Source organism: Actinosynnema sp. NPDC023587 (assembly GCF_040640215.1).
Lineage (GTDB): Bacteria > Actinomycetota > Actinomycetes > Mycobacteriales > Pseudonocardiaceae > Actinosynnema.
The window spans coordinates 55,349-78,280 of sequence record NZ_JBFABG010000014.1; the positions used below are offsets into that span (position 1 = coordinate 55,349).

General features: G+C 67.4%; 25 protein-coding genes and 3 pseudogenes. 19 read left to right on the top strand and 9 right to left on the bottom strand.

Annotation, left to right across the window (positions count from 1 at the left end; translation table 11 throughout):
- Positions 1-121: 121 nt before the first annotated feature.
- The 10 genes and pseudogenes from AB0G01_RS28985 (at position 122) to AB0G01_RS29030 (ending at position 8,832) form a co-directional block, all read left to right on the top strand.
- A complete protein-coding gene (locus AB0G01_RS28985) occupies positions 122-1,960 on the top strand; it encodes a restriction endonuclease (RefSeq protein ID WP_360951746.1) in 1,839 nt (612 codons plus the stop codon).
- A gap of 484 nt (positions 1,961-2,444) precedes the next feature.
- On the top strand, positions 2,445-2,621 hold the full coding sequence (locus tag AB0G01_RS28990) for a hypothetical protein (RefSeq protein ID WP_360951749.1): 177 nt from the start codon (positions 2,445-2,447) through the stop codon (positions 2,619-2,621).
- Positions 2,622-2,794: 173 nt separating this feature from the next.
- Positions 2,795-2,989 (top strand): annotated as a pseudogene (locus AB0G01_RS28995) (helix-turn-helix transcriptional regulator); the annotation flags it as partial.
- Positions 2,990-3,259: 270 nt separating this feature from the next.
- Positions 3,260-4,084 (top strand): hypothetical protein, encoded by an 825-nt coding sequence (locus tag AB0G01_RS29000; protein WP_360952137.1) that lies wholly within the window; start codon positions 3,260-3,262, stop codon positions 4,082-4,084.
- A 65-nt stretch (positions 4,085-4,149) separates the two neighbouring features.
- On the top strand, positions 4,150-5,103 hold the full coding sequence (locus AB0G01_RS29005) for a phosphotransferase (protein ID WP_360951752.1): 954 nt from the start codon (positions 4,150-4,152) through the stop codon (positions 5,101-5,103).
- A gap of 374 nt (positions 5,104-5,477) precedes the next feature.
- The gene (locus tag AB0G01_RS29010; protein WP_360951755.1) at positions 5,478-5,762 is read left to right on the top strand and encodes a zinc finger protein; all 285 of its coding nucleotides are present in this window, start codon (positions 5,478-5,480) and stop codon (positions 5,760-5,762) included.
- A 521-nt stretch (positions 5,763-6,283) separates the two neighbouring features.
- Positions 6,284-6,889: a helix-turn-helix domain-containing protein gene (locus AB0G01_RS29015; RefSeq protein ID WP_360951758.1), complete on the top strand. Its 606-nt coding sequence runs from the start codon at positions 6,284-6,286 to the stop codon at positions 6,887-6,889.
- Positions 6,890-7,009: 120 nt separating this feature from the next.
- A complete protein-coding gene (locus AB0G01_RS29020) occupies positions 7,010-7,633 on the top strand; it encodes a Scr1 family TA system antitoxin-like transcriptional regulator (protein ID WP_360951761.1) in 624 nt (207 codons plus the stop codon).
- A gap of 291 nt (positions 7,634-7,924) precedes the next feature.
- Positions 7,925-8,173 (top strand): transcriptional regulator, encoded by a 249-nt coding sequence (locus AB0G01_RS29025; RefSeq protein WP_360951764.1) that lies wholly within the window; start codon positions 7,925-7,927, stop codon positions 8,171-8,173.
- 101 nt (positions 8,174-8,274) lie between these two features.
- Positions 8,275-8,832 (top strand): tetratricopeptide repeat protein, encoded by a 558-nt coding sequence (locus tag AB0G01_RS29030; RefSeq protein WP_360951767.1) that lies wholly within the window; start codon positions 8,275-8,277, stop codon positions 8,830-8,832.
- Positions 8,833-9,011: 179 nt separating this feature from the next.
- Here the strand turns inward: AB0G01_RS29030 and AB0G01_RS29035 are convergent, their stop codons facing one another.
- Positions 9,012-10,013 carry a LysR family transcriptional regulator gene (locus AB0G01_RS29035; RefSeq protein WP_360951770.1) on the bottom strand — a complete coding sequence of 334 codons (1,002 nt, stop codon included), beginning with the start codon at positions 10,011-10,013 and terminating at the stop codon, positions 9,012-9,014.
- Between the two features lie 230 nt (positions 10,014-10,243).
- Here AB0G01_RS29035 and AB0G01_RS29040 point away from each other — a divergent pair, with 230 nt between their 5' ends.
- Genes AB0G01_RS29040 through AB0G01_RS29055 form a run of 4 tightly spaced genes read left to right on the top strand, consistent with a single transcriptional unit; the run spans position 10,244 to position 13,430 of the window.
- The gene (locus AB0G01_RS29040) at positions 10,244-11,359 is read left to right on the top strand and encodes a radical SAM protein (protein WP_360951773.1); all 1,116 of its coding nucleotides are present in this window, start codon (positions 10,244-10,246) and stop codon (positions 11,357-11,359) included.
- Positions 11,356-12,042: a dTMP kinase gene (tmk, locus tag AB0G01_RS29045; protein WP_360951776.1), complete on the top strand. Its 687-nt coding sequence runs from the start codon at positions 11,356-11,358 to the stop codon at positions 12,040-12,042. Before AB0G01_RS29040 ends, tmk begins: the two co-directional genes overlap by 4 nt.
- Positions 12,033-12,875, top strand: a complete 843-nt coding sequence (locus AB0G01_RS29050; RefSeq protein WP_360951779.1) for an endonuclease/exonuclease/phosphatase family protein — start codon at positions 12,033-12,035, stop codon at positions 12,873-12,875. The genes tmk and AB0G01_RS29050 overlap by 10 nt, the downstream gene beginning before the upstream one ends.
- A gap of 54 nt (positions 12,876-12,929) precedes the next feature.
- Positions 12,930-13,430: an NUDIX domain-containing protein gene (locus AB0G01_RS29055; protein WP_360952109.1), complete on the top strand. Its 501-nt coding sequence runs from the start codon at positions 12,930-12,932 to the stop codon at positions 13,428-13,430.
- A 114-nt stretch (positions 13,431-13,544) separates the two neighbouring features.
- Here AB0G01_RS29055 and AB0G01_RS29060 read toward each other — a convergent pair.
- Both AB0G01_RS29060 and AB0G01_RS29065 read right to left on the bottom strand, forming a co-directional pair.
- Positions 13,545-13,937 (bottom strand): annotated as a pseudogene (locus AB0G01_RS29060) (Imm1 family immunity protein); the annotation flags it as partial.
- Positions 13,925-14,086 (bottom strand): DddA-like double-stranded DNA deaminase toxin, encoded by a 162-nt coding sequence (locus AB0G01_RS29065; protein WP_360951782.1) that lies wholly within the window; start codon positions 14,084-14,086, stop codon positions 13,925-13,927. The pseudogene AB0G01_RS29060 and the gene AB0G01_RS29065, both read right to left, overlap by 13 nt.
- Before the next feature lie 77 nt (positions 14,087-14,163).
- On the opposite strand from AB0G01_RS29065, the gene AB0G01_RS29070 reads away from it, so the two are divergent.
- Together AB0G01_RS29070 and AB0G01_RS29075 are read left to right on the top strand one after the other, a co-directional pair.
- On the top strand, positions 14,164-14,538 hold the full coding sequence (locus tag AB0G01_RS29070; protein WP_360951785.1) for a DddA-like double-stranded DNA deaminase toxin: 375 nt from the start codon (positions 14,164-14,166) through the stop codon (positions 14,536-14,538).
- Complete coding sequence (locus tag AB0G01_RS29075) at positions 14,535-15,026, top strand: Imm1 family immunity protein (RefSeq protein WP_360951788.1); 492 nt, start codon at positions 14,535-14,537, stop codon at positions 15,024-15,026. Before AB0G01_RS29070 ends, AB0G01_RS29075 begins: the two co-directional genes overlap by 4 nt.
- A 329-nt stretch (positions 15,027-15,355) precedes the next feature.
- Here the strand turns inward: AB0G01_RS29075 and AB0G01_RS29080 are convergent, their stop codons facing one another.
- The 4 genes from AB0G01_RS29080 to AB0G01_RS29095 all read right to left on the bottom strand — a co-directional run bounded on the left by AB0G01_RS29080 (position 15,356) and on the right by AB0G01_RS29095 (position 18,072).
- Entirely contained in the window at positions 15,356-15,859 is a 504-nt protein-coding gene (locus AB0G01_RS29080; RefSeq protein WP_360951790.1) for an Imm1 family immunity protein, read from the bottom strand.
- Positions 15,856-16,560, bottom strand: a complete 705-nt coding sequence (locus AB0G01_RS29085; RefSeq protein WP_360951793.1) for a DddA-like double-stranded DNA deaminase toxin — start codon at positions 16,558-16,560, stop codon at positions 15,856-15,858. Before AB0G01_RS29085 ends, AB0G01_RS29080 begins: the two co-directional genes overlap by 4 nt.
- Positions 16,561-16,984: 424 nt before the next feature.
- Positions 16,985-17,191, bottom strand: coding sequence for a DUF397 domain-containing protein (locus tag AB0G01_RS29090; protein WP_360951796.1), 207 nt, complete (start codon positions 17,189-17,191; stop codon positions 16,985-16,987).
- Entirely contained in the window at positions 17,188-18,072 is an 885-nt protein-coding gene (locus AB0G01_RS29095) for a helix-turn-helix transcriptional regulator (protein WP_360951799.1), read from the bottom strand. Before AB0G01_RS29095 ends, AB0G01_RS29090 begins: the two co-directional genes overlap by 4 nt.
- Positions 18,073-18,369: 297 nt before the next feature.
- On the opposite strand from AB0G01_RS29095, the gene AB0G01_RS29100 reads away from it, so the two are divergent.
- The 3 genes from AB0G01_RS29100 to AB0G01_RS29110 all read left to right on the top strand — a co-directional run bounded on the left by AB0G01_RS29100 (position 18,370) and on the right by AB0G01_RS29110 (position 19,674).
- A complete protein-coding gene (locus AB0G01_RS29100) occupies positions 18,370-18,654 on the top strand; it encodes a zinc finger protein (protein ID WP_360951802.1) in 285 nt (94 codons plus the stop codon).
- Positions 18,654-18,977 carry a hypothetical protein gene (locus tag AB0G01_RS29105; protein ID WP_360951804.1) on the top strand — a complete coding sequence of 108 codons (324 nt, stop codon included), beginning with the start codon at positions 18,654-18,656 and terminating at the stop codon, positions 18,975-18,977. The genes AB0G01_RS29100 and AB0G01_RS29105 overlap by 1 nt, the downstream gene beginning before the upstream one ends.
- A 499-nt stretch (positions 18,978-19,476) precedes the next feature.
- Positions 19,477-19,674, top strand: coding sequence for a group II intron maturase-specific domain-containing protein (locus tag AB0G01_RS29110; protein WP_360951807.1), 198 nt, complete (start codon positions 19,477-19,479; stop codon positions 19,672-19,674).
- A gap of 266 nt (positions 19,675-19,940) precedes the next feature.
- On the opposite strand, the pseudogene AB0G01_RS29115 reads toward AB0G01_RS29110, so the two are convergent.
- A pseudogene (locus tag AB0G01_RS29115) lies at positions 19,941-20,164 on the bottom strand (transposase); the annotation flags it as partial.
- Positions 20,165-20,316: 152 nt separating this feature from the next.
- Entirely contained in the window at positions 20,317-21,963 is a 1,647-nt protein-coding gene (locus tag AB0G01_RS29120) for a tetratricopeptide repeat protein (RefSeq protein ID WP_360951810.1), read from the bottom strand.
- Positions 21,964-22,932: the final 969 nt, after the last annotated feature.

The following is a 22,932-nucleotide window of genomic DNA, read 5'->3' on the forward strand; positions in this document are numbered from 1 at the left end:
CGCGAGTGGCAGGGCGATGAGCCGGGTGCGATCTGCGGTTGCTTCTGCGGTAACAGATGTAACCGTACGTAGCGATGAGGTGTGCATGGGAGTACTACGGGACCCGGTTAAATGGCGTGAAGTGATAGATGCGTACCTCGAGCTCCGCGACCGCCCCCATTTGACACCCCAACGGCGGGGCCAGCAGTTTAACGGCCTGATCGCCGACCTGTTCACCTGCTTCGGGCTCACCGCCAAGCCGGACCAGCAGGGCGACGCCGGTGAGATCGACGTGACCTTCGGCGTCGGCAACCAGCGGTTCATCCTGGAGGCCAAGTGGGTGGACAAGCGGACCCCGATCGACCCCATCGCCAAGCTCCAGCGCCGCCTGGACCAGCGCATGCGGAACGTGACAGGCGTGTTTCTCTCCATGCCCGGCTACACCCCCGGCGCACTCACCGGGATCGACAAGGGCCGCCAGCTGGACGTGCTGCTGCTCGACCAGGAGCACTGGGAGGCGATGCTGTTCGGCCTCGTGCCACCGGCGGAGATGATCGACCGCCTCACCGACGTCGCGTCGTACCAGGGTCAGGCCTACATCCCGCTCGGCACCCTGCTGCGCAACGACGTCCCGGTGCCACAGCTGAGCTTCTCGCCTTCCGCCGTCTCGGTCTGCGCCCCCTTGGCCTACCACGTGCGCACCGAGGTCGTGCTCGGCGACGTCCGGTCGCGGACGGCGGGCCTCACCCTGACCGGGGCGGACTCGATGCTGCTCACCACCGACGACGGCGTGCTGAACGTCGATTTCACCAGCCGAGCGGTGTCCTGGGCGGTTCCTGTGCACGGCTGCCACGGGCGTGCCGTCGAGCAGGGCGACGCGATCCTCGTGCAACGCGGAGTTGGCACCGGCCTCTACCGCAACGGGCAGCTCCGGCCCGTCCAGCCGGCCAACCTCGCCGCGACCGCACCGGTCGCGTTGTCCGCCAACGAAGTCGCCCACGTCGACGACACCACCCTGCGCGTCGCGGACCTCGACACGGGGCGCAGCGTGGACCTTGCGCACGTCGATGGCATGATCGTCGGCGTGGCCGCGGGGAACAAGGCGAAGTCCCTGTATCTCGCGGTGCAGGACAGCGGCGACCGGATTACGGTAGTGCGCGTCACCGCCGCCAAGGCTTGGCTGCACAAGGTGAAACAGGTTACTGCGCCACGCCCGGCGGAAGCAGACCCCGTGCCGGTGGCACAACTCGTGATGCCGCTGCCGACGCCAGCCGCACCCCAGGATTCGCGCGTGATCGAGGAACAGCAGGGGTATCGCGACGGCCAGGCATTCGCGGGCGATCTTCCGTTGTTTGCACTGGACGCAGCGGCCACGGTGCACTTCGACATCGCGCGGTGGCTGGAACCCTTCCGAGAGACCTGGCGGCAGCTTGTCACCCGTGAGGCACACGCGGGCACCGAACTCCTGCCGTGGCTGCCGCAGGTGGCGCGCAAACTCGGCTCACTCGCCGCCCCCGACCGCACCGCGGAAGCGCACTTCGCTCCGTCGCCCGCCTACGTCGCCGGATTCGGCAACGGTATACGCGAGGCCTGGCATAGCGCGGTTCGACGACAGGCCGTGCCCTACGACGCGCAGTTCCGCCAGCAGTGGTTGCGCGAGCCGGTCGGCAAGCGCGCGGTACTGCGCGGCGCGTTGACCCTCACCGAGCTGCGCACGTCGACGCTCAAAGGGCAGGCGGCGACCACCTCGAAGTGGTTCGGTCGTGTCGTCCTATGGCTAGTAACGTCCGTGCTGGGCCTGTTCGAGATCGTGGCGATCACCATCGCGGCGACCGGCGGCTGGCCTGGCATCGGCCAGACGATTGCCGGACTGCTCGTCTTCACCGTGCCGTTCCTGGCTTTCCTCACCTGGACGGTGCTGGACCTGCGTCGTTTTCGGAGGTTGCGACGCACCGCTTCCGCCTCGCTCGTATGTCCCTGAACCTCATACAGCTCTAGCGCCCCAACCCCCACTGCTCCTGCGCCTCCCACGACCGGGCAGACGACTTCCGGTCCCCATCCGCGACCGGGCTGGCCAGTCCACCACCTCGTTCGACGCGGTCTTCCCCAGCGCCGGCATCCAGGTCGTAAAGAGCCCATCACGGTGTCCGCGAGCCGATGCCCACGCCGAGCGGTTCATCGAGACCGTCAGACACGAAGTCACCAACCGACTGATCATCATCAACTAACACCACCTGCAGGTTGTGCTGGGCCGCTACGCGGCCCACTACAACCACCGCCGACCCCACCGAGCACTGCAACTCGCACCACCACGACCAGACCAATTGAGCGCAGAGCAGGGCTACACCTCGATACACCGTCGACCAGTCCTCGGCGGCCTGATCAACGAGTACGAACCCACAGCAGCATAAACGCAGGTCAGACCTTGTAGCCGAGTTTTGACACCCCACAACCGTCGACTGGCTGTGGCCGTTGAGCTCACCGGCACCTACACCCGCGGCCGGCTCGTCGCCGACCTGCGCCCCATCGTCAACACCACCCACATTGAAAGCTTCATCACCACCGACCGCCACCCCGTCGACGTCGCCCTCACCGCCAGCGCCGACACCTTCTTGGCCAGACTGCTCGCAGCACTCAGCTGATCAACAGTCACGCCGAGAGCTGCCAGACCCCCACGCACCACAGCACGTGTCCATAGCCTTCTCGCAAGTTTCCCAGTGTCCTCCCTGAAGGATGGTGCAACCATCGCGGTATGGACCACTGGCCATTGCTTTATTCCGCTATCGTGGTGCATTCCAGCATACGGAGGGCAGCAATGGGGTCGCAGATCAAGGTACCGCGAGAAGCTCTGGCGCAAGCACGCGATCAAGCCGGGTTCAGCCAGGAGAGCCTTGCTGATGCACTAGGGGTGCACCCCACTACAGTCGGCAACTGGGAAAACGGCAGGACGTCCCCATTGCCACACCACCGACGCCCTCTTGCGCAACTACTTCACATCAGCTTGAGCGAACTTGCCAACCTACTCGGCCCAGGCCAGTCCCCGACTGCCCCTAATACGTTGTCCCTGAACAACGGCCAGTCAAGTTCATCACGCGATCGACCCCGTCAAGAGCCGCTTGTAGACAATGACGCCGAACAGGTTCGAACGCAACTGGAGTCGTCCCTGAGCGAGTCGGCCTCACCAGCTCGTATGGAACTAATTGATCAGCAAGTAGCGCACTACATCGGTGAGTACACCCGAACCGGTCCAGGGCAGGCGTTGGAGTCCTTGATACCGGCCTTGGCGGACATGCAGGCATTGGTCGCACGGCGCCATCCGGTGGCCGTGCACCGGCAGCTGTCCACGGCTACGACCACGTTGACGCTGCTGATCGCCGATGCGTTCATGAAGTTGCAGCACATCACCGGCGCACGCCGGTGGTACGGCACCGCCTTGCTGACCGCGCGGGACGCCGACGATCCGGTGCTGGTCGCGCTGGTGTTGGCTCAGCAGACAATGCTGGCGTACTACTACGAGAACGCGCGGAACGCGGTCGCGTTGGCACGACGCGCACGTGCCTTGACCTCCGACCTGGTATGCGACGCCGCAGCGCTCGCCGCAGCAGCCGAGGCGCGCGCCTTGGGCAAGCTCGGCGAAACCCGTGGTGTGAGGGAAGCGCTGGACGACGCCCGACGCCTGACCGAGAAGCTGTCCGACCAACTGACCGGGCAAGACGACCCGTACGCCGCCTTCCGCTTCAACCCAGGTCGTCTGTACTTGTACGCCTCCGGAGCATGGGCGAATCTGGGCGCTACCTCTCAGGCTCACGCCGCCCAGGAGGCCGCCTTGAGGGCCTACGCCGACGACGAACGCCTGGTGGTCGATCCCGCGCTCATCCGCTTGGACCAGGCACTGACCGAGGCACGCTGCGGTGACATGGTCGGCGCGACCACGCTTGCCCTGACCGTGCTCACGGAGTTGCCGCCCGCACACCGCACCGGAGTGGTGCTGACCCGCGCCCGCGATGTGGTCGCCGCGACGGAGGCACTGCCCCGACCTCGTGGCCAAGTACCGGAGACCGTGCAGGAACTGCGAGCGCTCACAGCATCCGCCGCTCACCGTTGAACGCACGGAGGACAAGACCGTCCCCCGGTCGGTGCACGACAACCGTTTGACCGCAGACTTGACTGGTGACCTCACGGCCGTCCGCGACCGAAAACGACTTCACCGTCGACCGCACCCGACCGCTTCTCCAGCGGGCATGCGCAGCAATCGGCTTGGATGCACGGGACGCACAGGTGTTGCGCCACCACACCAACGCCGTCTACCTCGTCGGCGACGTTCCGAACGCCGTAGTCGTCAAGATTAGCCGCCCAGGCTCCAACCCCCAACAAAGCCTGAGCAACGCACGAGGACTTGTCTCCCTCGTCGCCTGGCTGACCCGTCACCGGGTGCCCATCAGTCCCCTGCTGCACGGCGTGGAACAGCCCGTCGTCATCGACAATCACGTCGTCACCTTCTGGCACCACCTGCCACAGGACCGACCGGTATCGACCGAGGCCATCGCCAAGCCACTGCTGGCGCTGCATCAGGCGCTGCAACCGTCGATCAACCTCCCTGCTTTCGATCCGATCACCGCGATCACTCGCTCGGCAGATGCCAGTCGCATCCTCAGCGATGAGCACAAAGTGGTAATCAGGGAAAAGCTGGATGGCCTGCGGACTTTTTGGGCGCATCTGGTCCAGGCAACGTCACCGTGCCTGATTCATACTGATCCACAGCATCGCAACACCCTGTGGCGACCTGCCACCGGCGGCGAACGGGCGGCCGTACGCGGTTTCCCGACGTCGGCCATTCTATGCGATCTGGACGGCGTGACACTCGGCCCGGTCGAATGGGATCTGGTCACCGTCGAGGTCCACTGCCGCAGGTTCGGCCACGCCGACTACGAGACCTTCGCCGCAGCTTACGGGCGCGACGTCCGCGAATGGCAAGGCTACCCGAAGCTACGCGCTCTGCGGGAGCTGCGGATGATTACCACCAATGCCCGAAAGTCCCAACCCGGCAGCCCTCAAGCGGCCGAGGTCATCCGACGTGTTCACAGCATTGACGAAGACGTCACCCTGCGATGGAACATCATCTGACTCCTGGCCAGACCAACCAAGCCGAGCACTTCTTTACGTACAGCTTGTCGAGTAAAAAACCTCTGAAAGGTTCAGAGGACCCACTTCTCGATTCGATCAAGATTGCAGCTGGATTGCAGCCGGATTCTATGGCGGGTGTTGCGCGGACGCGGTTGACTATCCACATAGCGCAGCGTTTCACCTTCGCAACGAGCTTCATATTCTCGAAGACCCGTCGCTTCACCGAATAACCGGAAAAGGGCAAGCGTAACGAGGAGGCTTACGGTGACGACCACCTGGGCTGCCAAGGATCCACTCGCTGTCAACTGCCGTCTCCGCCGCAGCCGATCAGGCGCGACGAGATTTTGCTCGAATCGCGCTCCAGGCCAGCGCTGATGGGGACCCGACCGTTTCGGTGGTTGCCGCACCAGGGACGTCGTCACGCCATCCCCGACTCGATGGCAGCCAACGACGACGGCCAGACTCTGTGCGGGGTTGCCGTCACCATGCCACACGACCCACCACCACGTTCCCCCGACGGCTGCTGGCCCACATGTCGTGACTGCGACCAGGCATGGCGCCAACACGAAGGCATTCCCCTGTTCCCCTGGCCCCGCGAGGCAGTGGACAACGCAACGACCACCGCAGCACGACAAGGCGCTCGTGGGAGTGGGCCGTGATGGTGGCGCAGAACAACCACGTGGTATTCGCCGCGATCCGTGACCAACTCTGGTCCGACCTCGAAGCCACATGCGACGTCGTGCTCGATGGCGACGACCACGCCGCCGCCCTGGCCGCACGGACACAGTTGCCCGGCTTGATCGCGGGCCTGCGCGCCCTACTCGCACAGCACACACCCGATGCGGACGGCTACTGCCGACAGTGCCGAGCCGGACGCTGGTGGCGCAGGATCCCGGCTCCATGCCGTGCGCTGCTCGAGTTCCGACTCGCCCGAGACGACTCGATCGAACACCGACCACGGCACCGACTCCGAGGACGGTGAAGCGGCTCGCGCGCTGATCCACCCGGCTCGGTTCGCAGGCAGCTCACGCACACCCCGACACGTTGCCCCGCGTGAGCGAGGTGCGCAGAGCGCCGGACAGAAGCCGGTTACCGGAGCGGCAGGAACCCCGGCCCCCGCCGCCCCACCCAACTCCGCCAACCGCCCCCGCCTCGCCCAACTCGCAGCTGGAGAATCCTCATGACCGGAATCGGTAACCAACCCCCGCACACAAGCCACATCGACCCGCTGGACCGCAGGCCCACGCTATGCGCCCGCCTGCTCGGCACCGAACTGCGCCGCATCCGCGAAGCGGCAAGCCTGACCGTGGGCGAAGTAGCCGCGCTCACCGACCTCGAACCCAACAAGATCCGGCAGCTGGAAAGCGGCATCGGTCCGGACGTCCCAGCGTCCGAGTCGACGGTCTGGTGTCAGTGGGGCACCCTCACCATGAGCATGATCAACTCTCTGTGCCGCAACGCAGAGCGGATCGACATCTTCGCGCCCCTGGGCATCCACCCCGCCCTCGGACCACTCGATGTCGACCGGTGCACCGCCTACGTGCTGGAAGACTTCGCCGCCGACCGTCGCGACGTGACCGTGCGCGTGATCCGGCACGGAGGACGACTGTACCCAGGCATCGAACACCACCCGATTACCCGCTTCACCCTGCCCGACGGCCCGGCCGTCGTTCTCTACGCCTACCTGCACGCGGCCCAGTTCACCGAGGAAGAACAACACCTCCTGGCGGCGTACACGCTCTTCGACGAACTCGCCGGGTTCACCGGAACCACTGGTTCCGCCTAATAGATCAGAAGAACGCGGTGAGCCACGGATCGCAGCTCACCGCCCACGGCCCGCCCGACACTTTCTTGACCTGGCGGCGACTTCAGCGGAGCTGAAGCCGTGAAACTCACGGGAGGACACATGAGCACGCGCACCACGCCCGAGTCACAAGGGCAACCAACGGAGGCCGACGAGAAGACCGCTCCCCGGTTGAGCAATGCGCGCAGTCGCGAACTCGGCGAGGAACTACGCCGAATCCGCCATCGTGCCCGCAGGTCGTCCGCGGGCACCCCCGAGACGATGGGCTGGTCACTGGGCAAGCTCAGCAAACTGGAGACCGGTAGCCGTGGCACCAGCGCGTGGGAGATCGCCACCCTTATCGGACGTCTCGGCACCGACGAACCCGCCCGTGACCGCGTCCTGGCCATCGCCGACGAACCCGACAACGGTAGCTTTCTCCGCCCTCACAACGACGAACCCGACACCGTGACCGCCCCGACCCTGCACGAGCAGCTTGCACAGACCATCACTACCTACGAACCCCTCAAAGTTCCCGGCCTCGCGCAGACCGAGGACTGCGCATATGCCTTTACCGGTGATCGCACGCTGGCCATGGCTCGGATCGCCAGGCAGGACGCCTGCGCCGGCGAGATGTCGGTCCAGAAATGGCCGTCTTCGTGCACGAGGCCGCGCTGCGCACGATCGTCGGCGCTCCGGACGTCATGCCGGGCCCAGTTGCTCCACCTGACCCTCATGTGCGGATGAGCCCACCGCAACCCGCGAATAATCCTCATGTCGGCGCAGTCCCACGCCGTCCTCCGCAACCCGGCCACGCTACTGACCTTCGACCATTCGATCCCGCCGCTGGTCTACACAAAGACCGACACCACGGTCGTTTTCCAGGACGAGCCCAGGCCGTCACCCGCTATCAGGCCAAGATGCGGCGTCTCGCCGCAATCGCGCTGAGCCCCGTTAAGTCCCACGACGTCCTGGCCAGCTGGGCCAATCGCTACGACCGTGACACGCGCTGACCACCGCACAGCCGTCGGAGCAACTATGAACACGACCTACACCGTGAAGCTTCGGACCGACGCCTTCGGCAAAGCCGCCCTGCTGGCCGGCTTCGGCTCCGATTACCGCACCGCGGCGGCGATGGGAGTCAACCGCTCTACCGTCAGTCGAGTCCTGTCGGGTGAAATCCAGCCTGGGGCCGCGTTCATCGGTGGCGCGCTGATCGCGCTGAAACCGATGGCCTTCGAGGATCTGTTCGAGGTGGTGCCCAACGCGGACAGGACCTCCGAGTGAGTGTCTCCAGGAATGCCGCCTCACAGTTGCGTCGTGAACTGGCACAACACCACGACGGCTCGCACTTCGACCCTGGCCGTGTCCTCACGACCCTGCACGCCGTGCTGGACGAACCGGAGGCCGCAGTCGCTCTGCTGGCCGAGGTCTGGTCCGTCGTCCCACCGGATGTCGAGCAGGACTGGATCCGCCGAATGAGCGATGTCGGAGCCCACCTGCTGACCGTGCTGCCCACATCCCTGCTGCTGGCGACGACGTTCCGCCGCGCCGCCCGGACCTTGCGTACACACGGCAACCTCCGCCCCGCCGCCATTCACGGCATGCGGGAACTCGCGATCCACCGGCAGCGCGACGACGACCCGGACGCCACCGCCACGTCGCTGCACGACCTGGCCGAGACCTACCGGACCCAAGGCCGGATGCGCAAGGTGATCGACTGCGCCGACGAGACGCTGGAGACCTACCTGCTGCATGGGCACAGAGCCGGTGTCGCGCGAACGCTGACCCACCTCGGCACCCTGATGAGCGAAGTCGGCCGGCACGACTCGGCCGTCAAATACTTCACCCGCGCCGACAAGGCATACGAAGACCTTCCCGACACCACCGCGCGGGCCGAGTGCCTGGCCGGGCTCGGCCGGGCGCTGTGGCTGTCCGGAGAGTAGAACAGCGCCCATCAGGTCCTCAACCGTGCCCTCGCAGTCGTCATCGGCTCCGAGAGCAGCGCCACACTGCGTGTACGGGCCTTCATCGAAGAAATCCGGCAATCGGAGGTCGTTGCGCGGGATGGTGCGCCGGGCGGGTCGGCTGCGGGTCGCCGCCCCGGCTCACGGCCTGGATGAGGTCAGCGGGGTGGAGTCGGTCGGGTGGGGGTGGCGTCGGCGAAGGCGGTCCAGAGGAGGTTGAGGGGGTGGTCGTGGGCGTAGCGGTCGCGTTCGCCGGGGCGGGCGAAGATGCCGGTGACGATCTGGAGGTCGGGCGTGTAGTCGTGCGCGAGGGGAATGTTGCGCAGGTTGGTGCCGGGGAGTGTGCCGGTGACGGCGGCGTGGGCGACGCGTTCGGTGGTGAGCATGCAGCCGTGGAGCAGTTCGTTGTCCAGCAGGGTGAGGCCGTAGTTGAGGGAGTCGATGTCGGCGACGACGTTGAGGGTGCCCCGGTAGTCGGGTCCGTACCAGCGGCCGAGGAACTGGGCGAGCAGTCCGGCCGAGGGCACCAGCAGCGGTAGGTCGCGCAGGGTCTCGGAGGAGACGGGGGTGTCGGGCAGTTCGCGGGTGTTGAGGTTGGTGAGCAGGGCGACGCGTTCGCGGTGCCATTCGATGAAGTCGTAGTCCAACGTCACCGGCTGGTCGTGCTCGACGGCGAGGCTGCCCACGACGAGGTCGACGTGCTTGGCGTCCAGGCGTGCCCACAGGTCGCGGGTACGGACGTGTTCGATCCGCAGCTGCACACCGCGGCTTTCGAACTCGGTGCGCAGGCCGGGCCAGACGGTGCCGAGGAACTGCACCGTGAACTCGGTGGTGCCGACGGAGATGGTGGAGCCGACGCGTCGGCGGGTGTGGTGCACTCGTTCGCTCCACCCGCGCAGGTGCTCGATCGCCAGCTCGACGACTTCGTGGCCCGATGGGGTGAACGCATAGTCCTTGCCGCGTCCCTGTTTGAGCACAAGTGCTTCGCCGACCAGTCGGACGGCGGTGCCGTTAAGGTTGTCCAGCTGCTTCTGCACACTGGACTGCTCACGCCCGAGGGCTTTGGCGGCGCGCTGCGCACTGCCGGCGATCCTCACAACGGCCAGGGTGCGCAGCTGGTCGAGGCTGAGATCCAGAAGGTGGGGCGGCACGTCGAGCATCTCAGCGAGCAGCGCCGCGTCGTGGTCGGGCGTCGTGGAGTCGGTCACGCGCGCTCCCTGATTGGGCTGGCTGTCATTGTCCGCGCGGACAACCGGGCTGTCGCTACTCGCACTGATAGCCGAACTGTCCGAAGAATGTCCACACGGACATCTTAAGGCCCACTACTGTTCGACCGAACACTTAGTGAGGTGGTGCGTCGCCGTGCCGCCCGAGTGTGGAGAGGTGAGCCATGAGCGCACGCAGCATCGCCGGCCCCGACCGGGCCGCGTCGTGTTACTTCCGGACCACGGTCGACGCGCCCCACCGCAAGGCGCTGGTGCAGATCAACGAGGACTGCAACCTGCACTGCGCGCACTGCTTCGTCTCGGCCACCAAGGTCGGCAGGCAGATGCCGCCGGCCGACGTCGTCGGCAAGGTGATCCCGAGACTCGCGCAGTGCCGGGTCACCCGCGTGACGCTGACCGGCGGCGAGCCGACCCTGCACCCGGACTTCATGTCCATCGTGCGGGCGTTCCGCGCCGCCGGGATGCAGGTGGGGATCTGCACCAACGCCACCACCTTGGACAACCAGCGGATCGCCGAGCTGACGGCGATCGGCGACATTCACTGCAACGTCTCGCTCGACGGGTTCGCCGCCGAGTCCCACGGTCGCTTCCGCGGCGACCGGGCCTCGTTCGACGTCACCGTGGACACCGTGCGCAAGCTGGCCTCGGCGGGTTTGCTGCAGGGCTTGTTGTGCACGCCCAACACCCTGGCCCGCAACGAGGAGTACGCCGAGCTGTGCGCGTTCGCCCACGAACAGGGTGCCCGCTACGTGCTGCTCAACCCGCTGGGCAGCATGGGCCGCGGGGTGAAATCCCAGCGGACGCTGGCCAAGACGACCCTGCACATGCAGGACATCTTCCAGCGCACCATCGGCTTCGACGGCCCAGACCTGGACATCGTGCACATCCGCTTCCCCAACACCGAGAGCAAACCGCTGGCCGGGTGCGAGGCCGGCACCATCCTCTACGTGTTCACCCCCGGCGAGGTCACCGTCTGCCCGTATCTGGTCTTCGCCGCCCGCACACCAGCCTCACAGCACGTCGACACCGAGTTCATCGTGGGCAACATCTTCACCGACCCGGACCTCGCCACCCGTCTGGACGACTACCGCTTCCACGACCGCTACCAAGTAGGCGACAACCCCACCTGCGGGTCCTGCGCACTCGGCGATGGCTGCGGCAAAGGCTGCCCCGCCGCCGTGGTCGCAGGCGGCGGACGCATCGGCGAGGTCGACACCGACCAATGCCCGCTCCCGGTACCCGCGCAAGGACGCCGGCTGCTGCCGCTGACGCCGGCATGACCGCCCCGACCCCCGAACAGCGTCGGCTGCCGGGCACGCTGGTCACCGTCGACGGCCCCGGCGGCGTCGGCAAGTCCACCACCGTGGCCCGCCTCGTCGAACTGCTCACCGCCACCGGCACCGCCGCCCACGGCACCACCCAGCCGTCCCGCACCCCGTTGGGCGAGCTGATCCGCCACGGCACCGACACCTTCCACGGCCTGGCCCTGGCCCACCTGTGCGCGGGCGACCGCCACCACCAGCTCACCGACGAGGTCCTGCCCGCCCTCGCCACCGGCACCGTCGTGGTCAGCGACCGGTACGTGCCCGCCTCACTGGTCCTGCAAGGACTCGACGGCCTGTCCGCGGACACCGTGTGGACCATCAACCACGGCGTCTACCGCCCCGACCTCACCGTCATCCTCAACGCTCACCCGGACACCATCGAATGCCGGCTGCGCACCCGCGGCGCACACTCCCGATTCGAACGCGACCCCGACAACGCCATCCGGGAATCCCTCGGCTACCACCACACCGCGAACTACCTCAGGGAACACGGCTGGCCCGTGGTCACGATCGACACCACCTCGACCCACCCGGACCGGACCGCCGCACAGATCGCCGACCTCATCCGATCACCCCACGCCCGCACCACAACGAACACAACCGAAAGAACCCCGCAGGAGAACCCGGCATGCCCCTGAGCCTGCTCACCCTCAATCTCGGCGCCCCCTCCCTGGACCGCGCCCAACGCCAACTGGACTGGCTCGCCACCCGCCCCGAAGACGTCCTCGTGCTCACCGAGACCAAAGCCACCCCCGGCACCCGCCACCTCGCCGAGTCCCTCACCGCCGCCGGTTACACCGTGACCATGCCCGAGCACGCCGACGGCGAACTCGGCGTCATGATCGCCAGCAAACTCGCCACCCACCCCGACCCGCTCACCGACCACCTCGACCACCTACCCGCCCGCGCCACCGGCGTCGTCATCGACACCGACCACGGCCCCGTCCGCGTGCTCGGCGCCTACGTGCCCTCCCGCGACGCCTCCTTGGACAAGACCGAACGCAAAAAACGCTGGACCACCGGCTTCCTCAACGCACTCGACGCCACCCGCGACGACCAGCCCATCATCCTGATGGGCGACCTCAACGTCCTCGAACCCGACCACCAACCACCCCACCGGGGCCAATTCGCCCCCTTCGAATACGACTTCTACCGAGCCCTCACCCACCGCTGCGGCCTGACCGACCTCTACCGCCACCACCACCCCGACCGCGTCAACCACAGCTGGGCCCGCCGCCCCGACCTCGGCTACCGCTACGACCACGCCCACGCCACACCCACCCTCGCCGACACCCTCACCACCTGCGACTACATCCACGAAACCCGTACACACCAAACCGACGGCACCCGACTCACCGACCACTCAGGACTCGCTATCACCCTCGCCCTCACCCCCACAACCCGACTGCTAACGTCCGACCCCACCACGGTGGCCGCCCAGCACGACGAACCCGAATTCACCCTTTTCTGACCCGCCCGCCGGCCACCCTCCCCCCGACCGTCGCACCCGAGGGACACCGCACGGATGGCCGGTACCACCACCAGCAGCACCGCCCCGCGCATCGGCGCACGCGTGCTCCTGCTCGACCCCCACAACCGGGTCCTGCTCATCCACGCCCGCGACCCCGACCAACCCAAGCACCACTGGTGGGAACTCCCCGGCGGCGGCGTCGACCGTCACGAGACCCTTGCCGACGCCGCCCGGCGAGAAGTCGCCGAGGAAACCGGCATCCACCTCGACCACCTCGGCCCGAAGCTGTGGATCCGCGAGAGTCGCTTCCACTACCGCGGCCACAACCACCACCGCATCGACCACGTCTACCTCGCCCGCACCGCCACCGCAGCTTCCCAACTGGCCCTCAGACCCACCGACAACGAGAAGCACGGCCTCATCGAACGCCGCTGGCGCACCCTCCACGACCTGGACAGCAGCACGGACAAACTCCTGCCCCCGCAGCTCCCCCGACTGCTGCACCAGATCATCGACGGCACCCTGCCTACCGAACCAGTAATCCTCGCCGACTGACCGGCACAGCGAGTGGCCCGCGTAGGGCGGCCCGTCTGCCTGGGAAGCCCACGATCCCACCGCCCGTTCTGCGGTGGCGGGTGGGGGTGTCGGTCGGGCGTCGGGTCGCCAGTCCACGGCCGTCGACCTGCTGCCGGTCGTGACGAACTCGTGCACGGCCGTGCGCACGGCGGCCAGGAGCACTTCGGCGTCGGCCGGGAACTCCCGGATGTTGCCCTGGTAGTCGTAGACCAGCGGACCGCCGGACGAGTCGCCGCCGTTGGTCGTGATGAGCGTCCCGGTGGGGTCGGTGTGGGTGATCAGCCCCCGGTCCCCGTTGACATCGACGTGGACCACGACCCAGTCCTTGCCGAGGGCGGACAGTTCCATCAGCCGGGGAAGTGGCCCCGGGCCGGCGGCCTGGTCGGCGGACATGCGTGTGATGAACGCGTCCACGTCGTCCGTCGTGTCGATCCTGATGGGCTCGTTGTCGTCGTAGACGTCGTAGTAGGCGTTCAGTGCCACCACGGTTCAGCTCCTCCGGTGAAGCGCTTCCGGTAGTTCGGACCGTGCACGGTCAGGGAGTACCCCTCGCGCAGCAGGATCGGCAACAAGGTGTCGCAGCCCATCGCACCCCGGCACGGGCGGTGATTCAGCACCAGCGTCACCTCACGCATGGCCGGGTCGTCCGCGTTCCGTCCCGGAATCCGCCCGACCGACGCGTGTCCCACCCGAGAAAGCGCCTTCGGAACGGGTGGCGCGGCTCCGCGAGGAACTGCCGGACTACATCACCTCCGGGCGGTACGAGGACGAGAACGACCGGCCGGTGGTGGTACAGAGCGGCCGAGGTGCCGAATCCCCGCTGATCGCCCACCACCTGTTCGACACGGGCATCCTGCCCAGGCCCGGTATGCCGTTCGTGGCGATGCACGTCGAGCCGAAGGTCGCCTGGAGAATGCGCACCGGCGGCCATGACACCGTCGAACTCGTGATCAACAACAAGGTCTGCCAGGGCGACCTGTCCTGCCGCAAACTGGTCGAGGACATCCTGTACGAAGGACAGACGCCGATGGTGCACGATCCCACGGAGGACCGGCCGCTGGTGTCCGAGGGAAGGAGTCCGCGGTGAGCGCGGCGTTGACCATCTGGTACTACCGCCACGACGGCCGCGACGGGGAGGACCCTGAAGTCGTCTCCACACCCGACGCCCTGGACCGGATCCTGGACTACATCCTGGACCACCCCCAGCCGCATCCACCGGTGCTCACCGTCCGCGACCGGCCCCGCCTGATGGACGGCCGCTACCCCGACCACGAGGTCAAGATCGACGCCGACCGCGACGCCGGGCTCGGCGCCGTCCTGTGCAGCGGCCCGGCCGACTTCGCACCCGACGCCACAGTGACAGGCGGGGACGGCGGCAGCTGGATGACACTGGCACGAGGCACCCACCCGCCGCACGACACAACACCCGCCCTGTACATGGACAAGGCAACCAGGACCGAATTCCCCAGCGATGCACTGCTGCCACTGGCCTTGTGGAGGAAATCCCTGCACGAACTGCTGCAGACCGGCCGACGCCCGACCTGCGTGCAGTGGCAGGACACCGACTTGTCCTGAACCGCTCCGCTCACCCTGCGAGATGTCGCTCCCCAGGGATATGCAGAGCCTGCTCCCCCGAATGGCCAGGGACCACGCTGTCGGGCGTTCGGTCCCCACACCTGTCCGGCCGATGCGTCCCGCGCCCGGGAAAGCGTCTTCGGATCGAGCCCTGCGGCACCGCGAGCAAGCGCTGGGCTACATCATTTCCGGGCGGTGGAAGGACGAGACCGGCCAGCCGGTTGTGGCGGGACGGCCCAGGTGCCGGATCCCCAGTATCGGCCGCCACCTGTTCGCCACAGGCCGATCGGTTCTGGATTGGGTTGCGGCACGAGGGGCGGGTCCCGTGGTCAGTAGACCTCGGATGGTTGCCAGGAAACGGTGCCGGGGCGCAGTCCGGTGCGCATGAATTCCCGCAGCGCCGCCCGCCACACGTCCAGGGGCAGGGCCGCGTCCCGGGGGAACTCGGTCAGTGTGGCCTTGTCGATGTACAGCGGCGGTGCGTCGCCGGGCACGGTGGTGTCGTGTGCCTGTGTCACCCACACCCCGCCCTGCGGGTCGAGGTGGGCGTGGTCCGGCGCGTCGGGCGGGACGATGTCGCGGGGGCCCAGGATCAGGATCGCGCCGATCCCGGCGCGGGCGCACATGTCGATCTTGACGAGGTGGTCGGGTTCCTCGGTCCCCTCGTAGCGGGTTCGTTCGCGGGCGACCAGCACGGGCGGGTTGGGCTGGTCGCGCTGGAGCAGGGTGTCGAGCAGCCGTTCCAGTTCCGGTTCGGTGTACACGGTCGTGGGCTGCGAGGTCGCGCCGTCGGCTCGCCCGGTGTGGTGCCACACGTCGAGGGTGAAGCTCATGGGCCGACCTTCCCATGCAACGGCGGGTGCCTGCCGTCGGGGTCGTACACGGTCAGCGTCTGCCCCGGGCGCAGGATTGCCGGGATCATCCGCCGACAGGACAGCGGGCCGTCGCACAAACGGTTGTTGACGATCACGGTGGCGTGGGTCGAGGCGCTGTTGCGCAGCCGCCACGCGGCTTTGACCTCGACGTGCTCCACCACCGTCGGCCGCCCGAACGGCCTGACGGCACGGACCGACTTGAGATGGTCGGTGATCCGGTCGTGTTCCCCGTCGGGTTCGGCACCGCTCTGGACCAGTTCCCGGTGGCCGTCCTCGTCCACCAGGTAGCCGCTGGTGACATAGCGGGGAAGACCGGTCCTCTGCCGACGCGACCATTCGAGATCGTCGTCGACTTCCGCTGCACCACCCTCGCCCACCGACGAAGCCGCCGAGCCCAGTCGTGCCGCGTACTGTGCGGCCAGGGCGGTGGCGTGGCGCAGGAGCCCGACCAGATCGTCAATGCCGGACACGGTCTCGCGCAGCGCCGCGACGGCCTGCGCCGAGTCCGCCTCCAACCCGTACGCGCCGGAGGTGGCATTGTCTAGCAGGTCGGCTGCGTCGCGCGCCAGGTCCCGGGCCTGCTGAAAAGCGATCGCCGCATCTTCGGCTCTCTCGCCCGCGTTCCGCACCGCAGCGACGACCTCGGCCAACGTCGCCAAGCCGCAACCCTCCTCACGGGCCGAACCCCCGCGATCGTGACACGAACCGGGCACAGAAGACGTCCCCGGTCAGCGGTCGGTGTCTTCACGGGACGCCGACGGCCACGTCAGGGGTGCCCGGCCGGACGTGCCGGGGCAGCCCCGGTGCCCCGACGCCCACGGCTCCAACGGTGATCCCCGAGTCGTGCGAGATGTGCCAGGGCGATGGCACCCTGAACCGGTCCCGGAACAAGGCGCGGTGCGGAGTACCGAGGATGCCCAGCCGACTGTTCCGGTGCAGTGCCACACGTCGAGGGGTGACACTCGCGGGCCGACCTTCCGGGTCGGTCCGCCGTCGCCCCGTCGGGGTTTGCTCGTAGCGGTGGCCGGGCGGTGGTGGTGGGCATCGACGGCATCGGCCGTGACCGAAGCCGGTCCGGAGGAGCTACTGCTCGAAGCCGCCGTGCTTCGCCGCGGCGACGAACGTGCTGAAAGCGTCGGCACCGAACGCGATGTCGACGTCGGGGTGCTTCGAGTCGCGGAATCCGACAGAGCCCTCGACGAACGTCACCTCGACGCAGTTCGACCCGCCGCCGCCGTTGCTGCCACCGCTTCGGCTGCTCTTGCGCCACAAGACCGCGTCTTCGATCACCGAGGCTCACGCTCCAACTCTTCGATCACGCTGCCGATCAGCGCGATCGAGTCGGCCGGATTGAGGGCGATACCGAGCAGGTGCCCGAACGTCAGCGTACAACGCCGCACGTCCTCGGAGTCTTCAAGATACAGGCTCCCACCAGGGCCGTCGGTGTAGCCGACGTCGGCGGTGTCGTCGGAGAACCCGAAGATCGTGAACCAGCCGGACAGGCCGGGGTGCGCACCGGCGTCGGCTCCCACCACCCGCAGGACCACGTTCCTGCGGGAAGCCAGTTCGACCAGGCGACGAAGCTGTTCGGCACGCACGTCGATCGAGCCGATCCGCACCCGGAGAACGCGCTCGTCGAGCAGTACCCAGAGCTCTTGCGGATCGTCGCGCGTGAAAACCGCCTGCCGGGCCATCCGTGTGGCCACGCGCCGTTCCAGCTCGTCGTTCTCGATGCTCGGCTCGACACCGGCGATCACCGCGCGGGCGTAGCCCTCCGACTGGCACAGGCCGGGCACGAGCAGCGGCTCCCAGACCCGCTGTACGGCCGCCCGCTCCTCGTACTCGCCGAAGTCGGCCATGTTGTCCGGCAGACCTCGTCGTCCCTTGTGCCAGTGGCCCTTGTCACGGGCGGCCCTCGCCCACTGCTTCAGCCTCGCGAGTTCCCCGGGGTCGTCGTGCCCGTAGACGGCCAGGAGGTCTTCGACCACATCGGGTTGCACCCGTGCCTGATCGTTCTCCATCCGGCTGAGCTTGGTCACCGACCAGTTGCCGCTGCCCGGGATCGCCTGGAGCGCACGGACGACGTCCTCCTGGCGGCGGTCGCCGCGCAGTTCCTTGAGCCTGGCCGCCAGCCGCTTGCGCACGTTGGGCGGGATGTTCTCCGTGGCCACGCCGACCCTTCCTCACCGAACTACCTCGAACAGCAGCCTACGGCCGCCACCTGCAGCAGCAGGTAGCCCGACCGGGTGAACAACCCGCAAGTTGCTAGTTTCGCACTTGCGGATCTCGCAACTTGCACCTAACCCTGGTGCTGCGCACGTGACTACCGAAGGACCAAGCGTAACGAGGAGGTTCACGGTGACGACCACCACGGCTGCCGATCTCCTCGCCGTCACCCCTCCGCCCGGCCATAGCCGGCCAGCGGTGACGGCGAGCCTCTCCCCAACCCTCCTTCCAGGTCGGTCCTGATGGGTATCGGACCGTTCCGCTGGCTGCCCTATCAGAGCCGACGTCACGCGATCCCGGACTCCATGGCGGCCAATGACGAGGGCCGGACCCTGTGCGGAGTGGCCGTCAGGGTGCCGCACGACCCTCCGCCACGCTGTCCCGACGGCTGCTGGCCCACGTGTCGCGACTGCGACGGGGCATGGCGGGAACAGGAAGGCATCCCCGTGTTCCCCCGGCCTCATAGAAAGGCGGACAAGGCGTCCACCGCCGCGGCGCGACAGGGTTCCCGTCGAGGTCGGTCGTGATGGTCGCGCAGAACAACCACGTGGTGTTCGCCGCGATGCGTGAGCAACTCTGGTCCGACCTCGAAACGACCTGCGACGTCGTGCTCGACGGCGACGATCACACCGCCGCGGTGGTCGCGCGGGATCGGCTGCCCGGACTGGTCGCGGGCCTACGGGCTCTGCTCGCACAGCACACACCCGACGCGAACGGCCACTGCCGCCAGTGCCGCGTCGGGCGCTGGTGGCACCGAACCCCAGTCCCGTGCCGTGTGCTGCTCGAGTTCCGGCTCGCCCGGGACCACATGGTCGACCGCCGCCCACGCCACCGACTCCGAAGACACTGAAGGCAGCCCGCGTATCCGAGACCACCCGGCCCGGTCCGCACGCAGCCCGCGCACAGCCAGCCACGCCGCCCCGCGTGGGCGATGTGCGCAGAGCGCCGAACCGAGCCGGTCACCCGGGGTGGCAGGAAACCCGTGCCCCCTGCCGCCCACCTTGATCGACGACGAAGTGGCCTGAGCTCTACAGGCAGTCCCATCAGCAAGACGATGTCCCTGGTGGTCCGTCAACGGGTCGACTCGCCCACGGACTACCCGTCGAACAGATCAAGACGGTGCCAACCGGCACTCAACCACCAGGCTGCCGGCGTAAAACCCCTGGTCAGCCCTGTTCTCATCCTTTGGTGCTCCCGCCCAAAGTCCGGCCCTGTGCACAACGATCTCGCGCAGGTTGGCGCCCGCCCCAAAGTCCGGGCCAGGGCGGCGGCACATACCGAGATCACCGACCGACGGCGGGACATGTCGCCGCCACTGACCTCCGAACAATGCCTCGACCCCAAGACCGATGGTGCGGCAACCACATCTGACGAGCCCTCTGGCGGCCGTCAACCCGATCCTTCGGGGAGTGGCCAACTACTTCCAGCGCGCTGTGGTGAAACGGACCCTGCACTACCTCGCCTACTACGCGTGGTGGCGGGTGATGCGATGGCTCCGTGCCAAGCACTCCGAGGTGAACTCGAAGTGGGTCGGGGACCGGTACTGAAGCAAGGACAAGATCGCGGTGGCGGGCGTGGCTCTCTTTCGTCCCGACTGGTGCTGGTGACCGGGTATCGCTATCGAGGCGAGGATTCCCACGCCGTGGAACGCTGAGACGCTGAACGGGCAGCATGGTCCCACCTGCACACCTGTGGAGAGCCCGGTGCAGGGCCAACTTGCACGCCGGTTCGGAGGGCGGGGCGGAGAAGCGGGCGACGCCGCATGATCACACTCGACCGCAGAAGCCGCGGGTGAACATAGGGAACAGACTCCGTCCACGCCACCCAGACGCCCCTGCCGCTTCGCGACGACCTTGGCCTCGAAGCTCGCGTCCCGATACTGCGGCACAATGATCTCGACCGGGCCGACATCGGTCAGCACGGTCTTGGGCCGGGTGGCGTTGCGCGAGTTCCCGTCCCGCGGCCGGCCGGGTCGTGCTTGTCGTAGCCGAGGTGATCTGTCATCTCGCCCTCAAGCGCGGAGTCCAGCACCGGCTTGGGACAGCTGCCGCAGTCCGCCCTCTGACACCGGCGGCTACGCGGAACGCCCAATCACGAAGATTGGGTTATACAGATCCCGTTTGACGCCGTCACAACCACGGCGGGAACCGGCGTCGGCGGCCTCCTGCCGCGAAGTGCTACCGCGCCTGTCACGCCCCCGAGCCTCGGGCCAACTTCAAGCAGGTGGTCAGGTTCTTGCGGGTGTGCAGGGTGCGCGGGTGATCGGGCCCGCCCACCTTGGTCCAGACCTCCAGTAGTTCGGCGAACAGCTCCGCTGCGGCGGCCGGGTCTCCCGACATCGCACGCCAGCGCGCCAGTTCGCTGCGACTGTCCAAAGTGTCCTGATGTTCCGCGCCCCCCAGTCGCGTCCGGTCCGCCACCAGTTCCACCAGGTCGGCCGCCGCTCCGCGCGCGTCGCCTGTCTCACCCCGACACATCGCGAGGTAGTGCCGGGCACGGAGCGTGCGTGGATCATCGGGGCCGTATGCCTGCGTCTGGTCCGGGATGAGCGCCTTCAACGCCTCCGCCGCACCGGGCTTGTGCCACCTCACCTGCGAGAAGATCAGGGTTTCCCGTGCGGCTAGCGCTTCCGGGTGTCTGGGTCCCAGGCGACGTACTTTGTCGGCCAGCTCAGCGGCTTCGTCGAGCGGCTTCGTCCCTTGCGATGCCCAGGTGTCCTGCTGCCCGGTGCCGGGTGTCGCGAACTCCGCGCGGAGAGCGGGGAAGGCGGCGAGAACGGCCTTGGCCTGCCTCTGGATGGCTGGCAACACGTCGTCGCCGATCTCGGCGCCGTCGATCGTTGCTGTCACTTGCGTGTAGTGGGCCTCGATGTCGTCCAGTCGCCTCGCGATGGACTCCTCCGGGTTCCAGAAGTGCTCGTTGACCTTGTATGTGCCGCAGCGGCATCCGAGAGCGTCCTGTGGATCTCCATCGAGGGAAAGCAGGAACACGGGCAGGTCCTCGCGGCGCCTGGGCGGGTCGCCATCCCAGGCCGGCGCTTTTACGCCCCGGACGGCAAGTTCGCGGTCGACCGCGTGACGGACGTCGCGCACCGCTCCCCGGAAAGCGCGGAGATCCTCGCGGATCTCGTCGATGGTGGAGAGTCTGCTGCCGGCGGGGTGCGCGATCGTGATCGCCGGCGAGGACACCGCCAGGTCCTTGTTGTAGTGCAGGTCGAGCCGAAGCAGATAGAGGAGGGTGTCCTGGGTGCCGGGGATGCCCAGCCGGATATGGAAGCGGTCGGTGCCGTAGGGCGCGATCTCTTGCGAGAGTTCCAAGTCGAGGCGGGTGCCGCGGGCTTTTCCGGGTTCGGGCAGCGCGACGTCGTAGGTATGGCTGACGTGCAAGACGCCGCGGACCCACATGTTGTCGTGGGGCAGGAACCCGACAGTGTTGTACGGCGAGAGGCTGACAGCGTCGCACAGGTGCACGGTCGCCCGCAGCAGGATCGCGGGCTGACCGCCGGTGTTGCGCAGCTTCAGGTCGAGCAGAGCACCGGAGTTCTGGCTTCCGGTGTCGGCCAAGGTGACCGAAGTCAGCTCGAGCTCCGCCTCACCGCGGTCGGGGCCGACGTGGTTGACCGTCATGTCCCGACCGGCGACGTGCGTGTCCCGGCCGGAGTGGATGTCACCGATCCGCAGGCCACCCGGCTCCGGCTTCTCCTGGGCGGGCACGGCGATGATCAGCTGCAGCACCACCGATGCGGCAGCCAACGCTCCCAGCGCCAGCCACCAGGTCAGCGTCCAATTGTCGCTGAGCACGTTGGTGACGACACCCGTCGCGGCGGCCACGAGCACCGAGGCGACTGTCGCTGCTAATCGGTTCTTCATCCGCGCCCTGCCCTTTCGCGCGGTCCAGGTCCGTCGGCTCACGCCCGGAAGGTGAGGGTCGCCTTCGCACCGGCCGCGTCGTCCATCGCGTCGGAGTGGTTGATCGAGGCTACCGAACGCGACGACTGCGGGAGCCGGAACAGGCGACGTGACAGTCGCCCTCCGTGAGCCTGTGTCACCGTTCAGTGATACGACAGTGCGAATCTGCCTGCATGTGGCTCACATGCTCGCCGCAGACAACGCAATCACGTTCGCCCACGCCTGAGCGCACATTCGTCGGTACTGTGGCAACTTGAGACGGCTGGCGTCGCCTCGGCCGAGCTCTCGAAGCCAACGCGACGAACCTCTGCGAAGACCTGGCTGGCGCCAGCCACTTGGCCGGTGTCGTCCTCTCGACCTGCCCCGCCTTGGCACTCGGCGTGAGAGTCTCGACGGCCGAAACCAGACGACTCGCTCGACAACCGGACGCGGCCTACAACACCTCATCAGCGCACACAACGTCCGCGAGACGTTCGTTGTAGCCCTACGCGATGATGCGGGTGACCAGCAGGACCGGTGAACGGAGGCGTATGCCATAGAGCCCAGTGGCTCCCGCAAGACCTCTCCGGCAGGGCACGTCCACAACTCTTCGCCATCCTGGCTGGTTGAGGCAGTCCCACGGTCACTCGGCTGTAGAGGCAACCCCGAAGTGGGGACGGGTCCGAGCGACCCGTCCCAGGCCGCTACTCCAGTGTGGATAGGCCGAACGATGACTCCACCACCAGGCTGCCGATATTGAACCCGCTGGTCAGCCCTGTTCCCATCCCCTTGGTGCCCCACCCGACGTCCGGCCCCGCGCAGAACGATCTCGCGCAGGTTCGTGACTGGCCAGGGCGGCGGCACATACCGAGATCGCCAACAGACAGCGGGAAATGCCGCCGCCACTGGCCTCCACAC